This window comes from Paenibacillus sp. B46(2026) (genome assembly GCF_056786355.1).
Genome location: NZ_CM165907.1, coordinates 6034048 through 6047029 on the forward strand (window position 1 = coordinate 6034048; position 12982 = coordinate 6047029).

The 12982-nt window shown below is 36.1% G+C and carries 10 protein-coding genes; 3 read left to right on the forward strand and 7 right to left on the reverse strand.

What is annotated here, in order from left to right:
* Positions 1 to 44: 44 nt before the first annotated feature.
* From rfbD to AC1S8V_RS26855, 7 genes are read right to left on the reverse strand one after another with little or no spacing between them, the layout of a single operon-like run.
* On the reverse strand, positions 45 to 914 hold the full coding sequence (gene rfbD, locus AC1S8V_RS26825; protein ID WP_482071405.1) for a dTDP-4-dehydrorhamnose reductase: 870 nt from the start codon (positions 912 to 914) through the stop codon (positions 45 to 47).
* A complete protein-coding gene (rfbB, locus tag AC1S8V_RS26830) occupies positions 914 to 1936 on the reverse strand; it encodes a dTDP-glucose 4,6-dehydratase (protein ID WP_482071406.1) in 1023 nt (340 codons plus the stop codon). Before rfbB ends, rfbD begins: the two co-directional genes overlap by 1 nt.
* A gap of 18 nt (positions 1937 to 1954) precedes the next feature.
* A complete protein-coding gene (gene rfbC / locus AC1S8V_RS26835) occupies positions 1955 to 2527 on the reverse strand; it encodes a dTDP-4-dehydrorhamnose 3,5-epimerase (protein ID WP_482071407.1) in 573 nt (190 codons plus the stop codon).
* 10 nt (positions 2528 to 2537) lie between these two features.
* The gene (locus AC1S8V_RS26840; protein ID WP_482071408.1) at positions 2538 to 3281 is read right to left on the reverse strand and encodes a sugar phosphate nucleotidyltransferase; all 744 of its coding nucleotides are present in this window, start codon (positions 3279 to 3281) and stop codon (positions 2538 to 2540) included.
* 30 nt (positions 3282 to 3311) lie between these two features.
* Positions 3312 to 4406 carry a glycosyltransferase family protein gene (locus tag AC1S8V_RS26845; RefSeq protein ID WP_482071409.1) on the reverse strand — a complete coding sequence of 365 codons (1095 nt, stop codon included), beginning with the start codon at positions 4404 to 4406 and terminating at the stop codon, positions 3312 to 3314.
* A 50-nt stretch (positions 4407 to 4456) separates the two neighbouring features.
* Positions 4457 to 7384 carry a glycosyltransferase family protein gene (locus tag AC1S8V_RS26850; protein ID WP_482071410.1) on the reverse strand — a complete coding sequence of 976 codons (2928 nt, stop codon included), beginning with the start codon at positions 7382 to 7384 and terminating at the stop codon, positions 4457 to 4459.
* Positions 7385 to 7417: 33 nt separating this feature from the next.
* A complete protein-coding gene (locus AC1S8V_RS26855) occupies positions 7418 to 8056 on the reverse strand; it encodes a hypothetical protein (RefSeq protein WP_482071411.1) in 639 nt (212 codons plus the stop codon).
* A 214-nt stretch (positions 8057 to 8270) separates the two neighbouring features.
* On the opposite strand from AC1S8V_RS26855, the gene AC1S8V_RS26860 reads away from it, so the two are divergent.
* From AC1S8V_RS26860 to AC1S8V_RS26870, 3 genes are read left to right on the forward strand one after another with little or no spacing between them, the layout of a single operon-like run.
* Positions 8271 to 9572, forward strand: a complete 1302-nt coding sequence (locus AC1S8V_RS26860; protein WP_482071412.1) for a nucleotide sugar dehydrogenase — start codon at positions 8271 to 8273, stop codon at positions 9570 to 9572.
* A gap of 40 nt (positions 9573 to 9612) precedes the next feature.
* Positions 9613 to 10857 carry an FkbM family methyltransferase gene (locus tag AC1S8V_RS26865; RefSeq protein ID WP_482071413.1) on the forward strand — a complete coding sequence of 415 codons (1245 nt, stop codon included), beginning with the start codon at positions 9613 to 9615 and terminating at the stop codon, positions 10855 to 10857.
* Between the two features lie 11 nt (positions 10858 to 10868).
* Positions 10869 to 12974, forward strand: a complete 2106-nt coding sequence (locus AC1S8V_RS26870) for a CgeB family protein (protein ID WP_482071414.1) — start codon at positions 10869 to 10871, stop codon at positions 12972 to 12974.
* Positions 12975 to 12982 lie beyond the last annotated feature (8 nt).

Here is a 12982-nt window from a genome sequence, read left to right on the forward strand (position 1 = left end):
CCCAGAAATACCAGAGCGAGAGTTACCTAAAAGGAATGTTATACTTATTTAGTTTCCGACAAGGAACAAATAAACTCTTTTAGTCCGTCCCGCCATGAGCGGAAATCCGTCAAGCCATTTGTCCGAATGGACATGTGGTCCATAACTGAATTGACGGGCCTAGGAGCCGGTCTGGGAAACTGTTCGGTTGTGCAAGGTTCCAATTTTGCTTGAATGGATACCCCTCCAGTGGTTTGAGCCTCCTCAAATATAGCCTGAGTAAATTCATACCATGTACAGGTGCCACTATTGGAGGCGTGATATATTCCATACATTTCTGTAGCCATGAGTTCCATAAGGAATCCTGCCAAATCTACAGTATACGTAGGTGACCCTTTTTGGTCATGTACTACCTGTAACTTTGGTTTTTCCTGACCCAGCTTCAGCATCGTTTTGACAAAATTATTCCCGTAAAGGCCGTAAACCCAAGAAGTACGCACAACAAACCATTTGGAGGACAACGACTGTACCAGTAATTCTCCTGCTCGTTTGGACTTGCCATACACACTTTGCGGGTTCGTATCATCGTATTCCTGATAGGGATTTAACGAGTTGCCATCAAATACATAGTCCGTACTAATATAAATTAGTTTAGCTCCTGCTCTTTCTGCCGCTACAGCAACATTGCGTGTTCCTACCGCATTCACCTTATATGCACCATCGATATCCATCTCCGCTGCATCTACCGCTGTATAAGATGCACAATGAATGACCACTTCAGGATGATAGGAGGAGATGACTTCGTTACACTGTGCCTGATTGGTAATATCCATCCGATCCCGATCACAAGCAAGAACAGAATGCCCCTCCTTCTCCAAAAGAAGAACGACATCCCGTCCCAATTGTCCGTTTGCTCCCGTAACCAAAACCTTCATTACTTCACGTCTCCCAATCGAGAGCCATATTGCTTGGCATAGTACTGTTGATACACTCCAGATTGAATACGGGTCCACCATTCCTTGTTATCCAGGTACCATTGAATGGTCTCCTTGATCCCGGTTTCAAACGTATGCTTCGGCTTCCAGCCGAGTTCAGACATCGTCTTCGTCGGGTCGATGCCATATCTGCGGTCATGCCCCGGCCGGTCTTGCACGTATTTGATTAAGGATTCTGGCTTACCAAGTTGCTCCAAAATGGTTTTCACAATGTGCACATTAGTTCGTTCATTATTGCCACCGATGTTGTATACTTCACCGTTACGTCCTTGATGAATCACCAAGTCAATGGCACTACAGTGGTCTTCAACATAGAGCCAGTCCCGGATGTTTAATCCATCTCCATACACAGGCAAGGCTTCATCAGCAAGGGCACGGGAGATCATAAGTGGGATTAGCTTCTCAGGAAACTGGTACGGGCCGTAGTTGTTGGAACAACGTGTGATATTTACGGGCAAACCAAAAGTTTCATGATATGCGCGCACAAGCAAGTCTCCACCAGCTTTGGATGCCGAATAAGGACTGTTCGGTTGTAATGGAGTCTCTTCTGTAAAGAGACCTGTTGGGCCAAGCGAGCCATACACCTCATCCGTTGATACTTGAACGAATTTGGAGATATTGTGTTTTTTGGCTGCCTCAAGCAGTGCTTGGGTACCATTCACATTCGTTCGTACAAACACATCCGGTTCCAAAATGCTGCGGTCTACATGAGATTCGGCTGCAAAGTTAACGACAACGTCCACACCTTGGCCAATCAGGCGATCCATCTCGGCAGCATCTGTAATGTCTGCTTTGACAAAAGTATGGTTTTTGTTGCCTTCAAGTGATTTCAAGTTTTCTAGATTACCTGCATACGTCAGAGCATCTACATTAATAATTTCGTAATCAGGATGCTGCTCCAACATATACATCACAAAATTACTTCCAATAAAACCGGCCCCGCCGGTAACGAGCAGTTTCATAGTGTTGGAACCTCCTAATTACTTCACTTCGAAATTAAAATTGATCTCCGCATCTTGAAGTAAACGATGCCTTTGGTCTTTTTCTGACAAAGTCGGACTAGATGTAGGCCAATCAATTCCAAGAGCCGGGTCACTCCATAATATGCCGCGATCGTTCTCCGGGGAATAGTATTCGTCCACTTTGTACAAGACTTGGGTATTTGGTACCAGAGTACAAAAGCCATGAGCAAACCCTTTAGGTACTAGTAACTGACGGTGATTATGTTCACTCAGGATGAAACCCTCCCACTGTCCGAAGGTGGGTGATCCTTGACGAATGTCCACGATAACATCGTAAATCGCACCGGAAATAACCCGAATCAACTTGGTTTGTGCTTTAGGGTTAAGTTGGTAGTGCAATCCGCGCAACACACCGGGCTGAGCAGATAAGGATTGGTTATCCTGAATAAACTTGCAGTTGATTCCTTGTTGATTCATGAGCTGCTCATTGTAACTTTCCATAAAAAAACCCCGGTGATCCCCATGAACCACCGGTTCAATCAAACAGGCGCCTGTCAGCTTAGAAGGAGTGATCTTCAATGTTTTCGCCATCCCTTCTCTTCTATAACTTTAACTTCCCGAACTCGTCACCGAATGCAATATCTCGCGCCAATTCATTGGCCCTTGCCAACGACGCGTGAGTACCTGCGTCTGTCCACCAACCCTTAAGTATATCGTAGGTAAGATTTCCTTGATCGATATATACATTGTTTACGTCTGTGATTTCCAATTCGCCTCTTGCAGAAGGCTTTAATGTTTTAATGATCTTGAAGACTTCGCTATCAAACATATATATGCCTGTTACCGCATATTTGCTTTTGGGTTTCTGCGGTTTTTCTTCAATGGATACGATGCGATCGCCGTGTAACTCGGGCACTCCGAAGCGATGAGGATCGTCGACTTCTTGTATCAATATTTTAGCTCCGGATTTTTGCTCGCGGAAATTGGTCACATACTCTGTAATGTCGTCCTCGAACACGTTATCACCCAGGATAACCACCATTTGGTCATCACCTGTAAATTGTTCTGCCAATCCAAGCGCTTGAGCTATTCCTCCTGCTTCATCTTGAACTCGATATGTGAATGAGACACCTATATCACTTCCGCTACCTAAAAGATTAACAACGTCTCCCATATGTTCTTTGCCGGTAATCACCATGATGTCGGTAAGGCCAGCTTGTTTCAATTTATATGCAGAATGGAAGATCATCGGATACTTTCCTACAGGAAGCAAGTGCTTATTAGTTACCTTAGTTAAAGGAAAAAGGCGGGATCCTGTCCCGCCAGCAAGAATTATAGCTTTCACATATAACCAACCTTCCCATATAAATGAAATTTAAATTTCAACATACTCTTTTACTATTTCATGTATCTGCATTACTCTCATTTCCCAAGTATGTGAATTGAGAAATGAACGCCCTTCCTTTGTTTCAATCTTCCTTAGTTTACCTGACATGAGATCTTCAATAATTCTGAATAATTCTCTTTCATCTGAATATAGATTTACGAAAGAACCGAACTTGTCCATTTCCTCATACTTTACTGCTATAATAGGTTTCTCAAATTTAATATATTCATATATTTTCACAGGATCTACAGAGCGAATCAATTCACTTAATTTAAAGGGCATGACAAGAGCATCTGCGTTAACACCATATTTAGGTAAAGTATGATGATCAACTGGTCCAAGCATAGTTAACCGAGGGTGATCAGCAATTTCCGTATCTATTGGCCCTATTAAGGTGACAGTAATACTTTTAAATCGTTCTAAAACTTTTATGATCAAATCAAAATCAAACCAATCTCCAACAGTCCCTATATAGGTTAAATTGAAACCCTCATTTTTCCTCTCTTCATTCTGGTAATCAGAAATATCTAATTCCAGAAGTCCAGCACTGATCCCATTATTAATAACAAATGGTTCTCTTCTATAGTCATCCCTATAATTCATAATAATTTTATTCTTCAAATACTCTGAAGATGCAAAAATAAAATCCGAGTTCCTAATTAATTTCTGTTCTTTTTCGGTTGCATCTTTTTGCATCCATAAAGGACTGGCTGAGTAAAATCCCGTAAAGTCATCCATGCAGTCGTAGATCACTATTTTGTTAGCAAGCACGCTGACCGGAATAAAATCTAAAATGATTGGCGAAGTAACCCATATTATCTGATAATCAATCAACAACTTTTTTAAAAGTGAAGAATTAACCCTCTGTTCAAACCAACGAACTATGGAAGAACGAGCGGATAAGGGTAATTTTCGCAAAACGAAAGTGTCCGTTTGTGAGTAAGTAACCTTTGGATTACTTATTTTTTTAGCATTTTTGTCGATTAGTTTCTTCACATAGAACAAATCTATGGAGCAAGATTTCGTTAATTCCTCAAATAAAAAATGCGGACGTTGTTTGATCCAGTTCCAGTCAACATGCATTATATATGCAGTTTTATTTTCGATCAGACATCAACTTCCTTTTCCATTATTTAATTATTTTTGTTTTGTATCAGATGTAATTCTTTCTGTATAGTTGAACTATACCCGCTCTGGTTTCGAACACGTTCAGCAGCATTCTTGGACAATAGGTTAAATAATTGAGGATCATTGTACAATGTTTTTATTCCCTTAGCTAAACCCTCGTAATTCTCACCAGCTACCAAAATTCCACAAGTATCATCTACAAATTCAGGTACAGCAGCAACTCTAGTAGTGATAGGTACTAGCCCAGATGACATCGACTCATCTCGTGATACACCTTGGCTATCCATGCGTGTAGGCACTAAAAATATACCGTTATCTTTATGCATGCGGGAAATTTCTTCTGTTCTTAAAAATCTTTCATCAAGAGTAACATTTTTGAATTTCTTTAGCGGTCTTGTAAGATCTTTAAATAACGTTCCTCTGCCTACAATATGAAAATGCAATTCTTTAAAAAAAGGCTCTTTAGATAATTTGATGATCGCTTTTATTGTAAGGTCGTTAGCATATGTTAGATCATTAAACGGCCTGATAGTGAGGACCCTCTTACGCATTTCAGGAGATTTTTCAACGTAGCCAAAATTCTCACCATTTATAAAATTGTGAATAACACTGTACCTTTCTTCTTCGAGTCTAATTCCAATATCCTCAAAAGAAGTACTTGCCAAGTATCTGGACACAAATATAAAATGCATATTATAGTCTATCTTGGTTTGAGCGATTTCGAATAAACCCCTCCAGAATTTCAATTTATTTTCTGTTGCGATCTTTGCCTCTTTAATTTGTTCAGACGTAGAATAATTATAATCTCTTCGCCACCATGTTTGGATGTCAGATCCATGAACCCAAATTAATACCCTCTTCCCTCTAATGTTATCTTTAATAGAATCCCATAATTTCTCCGATAAGAAATGTATCAGGACAGTATCAAATTCTCCATATAAAAGAGCGTTATTGATGGTCAGTGAATATCCGGATGAAACATCTATACCATCGAATTCATAATAGCAGTCGGGATATTTTTCATTTATTTTGAAGACATCAACAAGGAGGCCTCTTTTTTTATACTCAATAATTCTATTGTGGACAAAAGCATATCTATACAAGTCATCGTAATTGGGATAATGGTCTGCAACAAGCAGAATGTTAGACTTCCCTACGAATGTCCCCTTCAATTCTGTTTCACAAGTATCAGTTTTGAAACCTAGCGATCTTTCATTAGGAATTCTATTGGTCGCATTAAGCAGCTTCTCCATAGAAACTCCAGAATCCCTACATCTAATATCATCCACGATATCACATTCTATTTCAGAATAATCCATACAGTAATTAAATTCATCTATTGAAAAACTAGGAATTCTAAAGGTAGCATCTTCTATTGAATAACTTAAATCCTCAAGTTCCCTACACGAAAAGTCCATCGATTTTAATAAGCTCCTCCTAACATGAGCTTGCTCAACCTCGATGTAGGTTTTGTGCTCTCCTTCACAAATGGTTTCCCCGTTTTCTTGATAATAATACATTCCCTTTGTTATTACAGAATAATCAGTATATTTATAGCCAAGCCACAAATCTAATAGATAGTTCTCTCCATAATAATCTTGATTCGAAAAAAAAGTTATATAACTAAAATTACATTTTAACCTATCAAAAAAAAGCTCATCTGCTCTTTCCACAAATTCAATACCTTTAGGTAAAGCAGGCGTATCGAAATATAACTTCATATTCGTAATGAGGAACAATTTTGTTTCTTGATATGATTGCTTATTATAACTATTTACTACATGCTCGAAATCTTCCTTACTTTTGACGCTACTTATCACCGCAATGCTACCATTTTTAATCTCGTATTTATTTTTATATATTGTATTGATTAAATATATTAGTCTCTCATGATAAGTGTGTTCCAAAAGAACCTTTCTCAATCCGAGCAACCTAAATTTGTTGTAGTAAGAATCTGAAGATAATTTTCCAAGTTGTTGTTCCAAACTTGTTTCATCATCAGTACAGATGACCAAATCACCAAACATATTGCGTACCGCTCTGGAATAGTTACTGATGACGACAGTATTGGATGCTAATAGTTCAAACACTCTTCGTGCACACATACTTTGAGATTGCTTTACAGAGTTCATATTAATACTATAGCGATAACCTTTGTAAGCCTTGCTAATTTCACTTGGACTCAGATTCCCTCTAATGAATTTAGAGTACTTCCTCGGAAATTTATAAGGAGATTTTTTATTTCTGAAATTTCGATCAAAAATATCCAAATCTTCAGTTTTATTCCTACCAATAGTATTAACTATGCTTTCAAAATCCTTTACTCTCTCTGGATAACGTCTGTAATAAGCTCCCGCAAAGGAAAACTTGTTCTCCCGTTGATGCAACTCTACTGGATTATGATATTTAGTTTGAGCCGCAAAAGGCAATAAGAAGACTCTATCATGTCCTAACTGCTGTTTATAGGATCTGATACAATCTATATCTGTAGTGAATACGAAATCAACATGCTTAGCTACTGATATAAAAGTCTCAAAATGGACAGGATCCTCTTTATTCCAAAAAACAGTTGGAATGTTGTGCTTTTTGCAGTACGTCAGCAATTCAAGTAACCCTTCACTGAAATAAGATATTTGTGTATTCCAAAGTTGATCTTTTCCTCCCCAAGCTGATTCCAGGAAAAAAAAATCAGGATTAAATGATTCCAATTCCTTTCTCCACTGATTAGGGGTTAATTGCTTAACAATACATTCGGGGTTAAAGGAATTGAATGTGAACTCATCCATTATGCATGCCATTTTAAGTTCGCTAACATGTTGGATACTTCTCCTTTTAAAGTAGGATTTGGAGTCCATATCATCTATTTTTTTGTAACCATGACCTTTCAGCAGTTTAGCTTCAGCAAGATCCAGCTCTATAAGTTTGTCATTCACATAATTAATATCCATATTTATCCTTTCTAAAAATCAAAATCCGTCTGGAATTCTTTTCTTGTACTTCCAATACTTCAAAGTAAGCTTGGCTAATTTAGCATTACTTAATAGATTATATTTTTTTTTCACATTTTCATATTTCGCTTCCAATTCTTTAAAAGCTATTACAGCATCCCTGTACTTTAACAAAGTTTCTCTCTCACTTCGAATTCTTTCTAGCAATTCGTTATTTCTTTCTTCGAGTTCTAATTTGGAAAAGTTATCCTTGAAATCGTTGCAGAATCTCCCGGTAAAGACTATAGCATCTTCAAAAACTACAACTCCATGGATTCTCAGATCCCTTATTTCCTCTAATATTTTAACGACCTTAATTGTTGTTTCTTTTTTATTAAACGTTGCAATTAGATATATACTTGTCTGTTCATGAAAATATCTTTTGATTTTTTCCAAGTTCAATTGTTTTAATAATTTCAAGTCGTAAATAACATTGTCGAACCATATTTCTCTATTAACGTCGGTTATAACCTTTTGAAATCTTTTTTCTATATGGGACATTTCTACATAGTTAAAAGAAATTTTTGAAATAACTGCATTATTATCTCGCAATTCCCCTATTTCTAAAAGGCTGTTTCCTTCAATGTTTAGATTCAGCCATTCAATTATTTCATTCATAATTTCACCTTCATTCAAAGTAATATCTAAGAACTAACATTACTAACGTTTATGACTTAGCAGAAATTCAGCTATCCCTCACACATAAAGCATTGGAATTATGGTATTGTAGTAAAGAAACTTTTGTTGAAAATACTCGTTTTTTGTGATGATTCTAAATTTCTCGCTAAGAAAACTACTCTTAATATAGCATAAAAAGGAGCACGTAAAATTTATGAAGACAATATGTGTAATAGGTATGGGATATATTGGTTTACCTACAGCAATTACTTTTGCAAAACATGGAATGAAAGTTCACGGAGTAGACGTTAATCCATTAGTTATATCTAAACTAGCTAAAGGAGAAATACACATTGAAGAGCCTGGACTACAGGAAATGCTGGACTCAGTCGTATTAACAAAGAGTTTAACTTTCGGTACAGCCCCTACAACATCTGATGTTTATATTATTTCTGTCCCCACTCCAATTACATCAGATAAGACGGCTGACCTAAGCTATGTCGAATCAGCTACTATAGCTTTATTACCTTACTTGAAACCCGGAGCCTTGGTTGTATTGGAATCAACAGTTCCACCAAGAACCGTAGAGGATACTCTTATCCCTATATTGTCTCAAAGTGGATTGGAAATTGGTGAAGATCTATTTGTCTCACATTCACCAGAGCGGGTCCTTCCTGGAAAATTATTAGAAGAGTTGATTAGCAATGATCGGGTTATCGGTGGTATAAATGACAAATCAACGGAGATGACAATAGAACTCTATAGCCAATTTGTTAAAGGTAGAATGCATCCCACTGATGCTACTACTGCTGAAATGGTAAAATTAATGGAAAACACCTATAGAGACGTAAACATTGCCCTAGCCAACGAACTGGCGATGATTGCTCAATCTATAGGTTTCAACGTTTGGGAAGCAATTAATCTTGCCAATTATCATCCTAGAGTGAACATCCACAAACCAGGCCCTGGGGTCGGTGGCCATTGCATAGCAGTTGATCCCTGGTTTATTTATGAGCAAGCACCTAGCCTTGCCAAAATTGTTGGTACTTCAAGAGAAATAAACGATCAGATGCCTTTATATGTGGCTAAACTAACCAAAGAGTTACTTAAAGAAACATCCACTCCTAAAATAGCTGTTCTTGGGCTAGCCTTTAAAGGAAATGTTGATGATATGAGGGAAAGCCCTGCATTAACTGTTGTTAATGCGCTCAAAGACTTTTCAACTGTTGCAGTCTTTGATCCACACATTAAACAGGAACATACTTTAAAAGTAGAGACATTTGAACAATGTATAGAGAATGCGGACATTTTACTTATACTAACTGATCATGATGAGTTTAAAGCTCTCTCACCGGAAACAGTATCAAGATTTATGCGCACTAAAGTTATTTTTGACACACGAAATATCATTGATATAAAACAGTGGAAGGATTTCGGGTTTAAAGTTCAACTTTTAGGTGATTCGACGTACGTACGAACAAAAAACGACATTTTGTCTACTAGTAGTTCACTGTGAGTGCTAACGCATTTTCGGTCTTAATCAGGGAGGAAGTATCTTGACAGTCCAAAATTACGAATCGACTTCTTTAATGGATGGAACTATTTTCTGGGGACTCAGAAATGAATATATCTTCACAACTTTAAAGAAAACACGTTCATTCTATGAGAGCAAAGAGTTAACATCAATTGAAAAGTATGTTACTCCAAACCCTGTGATTTATGATATCGGCGCAAATATTGGGAATCACACATTATATTTCAGCAAATATATGAATCCCGAGACAATCTATGCATTTGAACCTGTTCCCGCTAATTTTGACCTGCTCCAGAAAAATGTGGAAAGTAACAATTTAAACAATGTAATACTACACAATGTCGCTGTAGGTAAGAGTAGGAAAAAAACTTCTGTGAAAATTAACGAGAATAATATGGGAGAGTGTAGATTATATGATGACCCTGAAGGTGATATTAGTGTAATTCCCATTGATGAAGAAAATTATAAACGGCCGAATTTAGTGAAAATTGATGTGGAAGGTTATGAACTTGACGTTCTACAAGGAATGATCAATATACTTGAAAAATCTTCACCAACGATATGGATTGAAATAAATGAGAATTTCAATCAAGTAGATCACTTCCTATCAGAGTTAGAATATGAACTTGTAGAGAAAAATAACTTCAACTTCATTTATGTAAAAGTAAAGGATCAAACACAACGCATATCCGCCCTAATCAATTTCAAAAAAAATATGGTGCATCAAAATAATGAGTTAACTAAAGATAAATGGAACCTTAATAATTGGTTAACTTCTTCCAAAGAGAAGATTTCAGCGTTTGAAAAAGAAAGTAACAGGGAACTCACTACATCAACACTATTTTACAAAACCTTCAAAAACATTGCTGAACACCCTCTATTGAATCTATATAACATGAATGATGCTCCAGAAAAGGAGGATTATTCAACTGAAGAACTATATGCAGTTGTTTTAGAAATCACGAATAAATTACATGAAATTCATTTAGAACGAGAGACTATATCAACTGAATTAAAAATGCATTCTAGTACTGTTGAAGAATTAGAATCATTGCTTAAACAAACTAAATTAGATAAGCAGGATTTGCAAACCAGGTTACTAGGTCATATTAAAGCTGAAAAGCAGCTTCTGCATGAGATTAAAAACATGCATTCGTACTATCAGCTCCTTGAGGCACGCTATTTAAGATTAAAAAATTCTTTACCTGGGAAGATCTTGGTTCCAATTTTAAAAAAATATAAATATATAAAAAACAAGAAAAGGTAGGATGTTAAATATTGAATATTCAACATATCTTAAAACGTATCAACCATTTAAACGAGGAAGAAAGAGCTCTAATTGCACTGACAGAAAAAAAAGAAATAAGTTTATTCCATGAAAAAGAGTGGTTCTCATCAAGCCCAAGTTTGTTGATCCAGAATGAATCACTCGTTATTACAGAAGATATAACTTCTTATTTATCCTTTCAGGAGCAGAACAATAGTTTTGAACTCAGTCCTAAGAATTCTATATTTACGGAATTGCCATACGAATTAGCAATCGAATTTTATGGCAACATCTTAGAATTAGCAAAAGTTGAACTTTACATTATTACCTATAAAAACAAAAAAAAGAGTGATATTTTCGTTATCCCCCTAAATTCAACTCAAAAGCTATCTTTGGCATTATATGATAGCATTCGAATTGCCTTGAGAATCAAAGGCAAAGGTTCTTTTAAACTAAAAAATCTTGTTTTGAAGCCTGTAACAATCGAATCTTCCTGTGTCTATCAAGAGATTGATAATTATAATCCACAAATTCAAGACCTTAAGAAACTTAAAATCGCAATGATTGCTGATGAATTCACTTATGAAAGTTTTAAAAATGAATGTCACCTTATCTATCTTTCTCCAAGCAATTGGAAAGAAACTATGATTAGAGAGAAACCTCGTGTATTTTTTTGCGAATCGGCTTGGAGTGGTAAAGATTCATCGAAACGTGAGTGGAAAGGTAAAGTATATAGTAGTATTAACTTTAAAAGTGAAAATAGGACCGAACTGCTAGAAATACTGCAGTATTGCAAAACAAACAAAATAAAGACGGTTTTTTGGAATAAAGAGGATCCGTCTCACTACGAAGATAAAGTTCATAATTTTATCGATACAGCTTTGAAATTCGACTACATTTTCACAACTGCATACGAATGTGTAGATCGTTATAAATCAGAATATGGTCATTCCAATATTTATCCATTAATGTTTGCCGTTCAACCAGCACAATTTAATCCTATAGATGTATATCAAAGAACTGATAAATTTGTTTTTGCCGGAAGTTATTACAAACAACACCCTGACAGATGTACCGCAATGGAAAGCTTATTCAACTTACTTTTAGAAAATAGTCGGGAGCTAGTTATATATGATAGACACTATTATAGCGATGATGAAAACCATACTTTTCCATCCAATTACAAGAAAAATATTCAACCTTCGCTACCATATTCACAGATTGATAAAGCTTATAAGGGTTCATATTATGCTATTAATATTAATACTGAAACCAACTCAAAAACAATGTTTGCCCGTAGAGTTTTCGAATTAATCGCTTCTAATACTACAGTCATTAGTAATTACTCCAAAGGTATGGATGAAGTTTTCGGTGATTTAGTTTTCATGTTTAAACCTGATGATCCAATTTACAACCAAAACACGTTACAACGTCTTGATGCGGTTGATCACAACGCTTTGAAATTAAAAGCATTGCGTTATGTATTGAAATATCACACTTATAACGATCGCTTACACTATATATTGGAACAAATTGGTTTTGTCCCCCTAAAAAAAGATCCTTCAGTGTTAGCAATAGTCAAAGTAAGCGAAGAGAACGAATTATTAACTGCAATTTCCTTATTCAGTCAACAAACTTACCAAAATAAGAAGTTACTAATTATAAACATTATGCATGACAGTATGATTACATCAGAATGGTTAAGGAAGTACAGTGATGAATCAGTATTTATCACTGATTTAAATATGATTACTAATTATAAAGTGACTTTAGAAGATTTTATGGAGAACATTGATTATTTCTCCCTACTAAATTCAAAATATTACTACGGAAACCATTACCTTTCTGATATGATGCTTAGTTACAAATATTTAAACCAAGAATTGATTGTTGTGAAAGATCCATCACAGTCACAGTATCAATATGTAAGCCATGGTTCATTAAATGCATCCATGTTTCCGAAATCAGCTTTACGTTTCCTTGATGTATTTTCAAATGATTTTAATTCACTTAGCTATTTGCATAAAATAGGTTATCAGCTATTTAATATCGATCATTATAACATCTTATATCCTGAAACAAATATCATAGAAGAGCAAGTGAAAATAAATATTTAAGCAGGTGC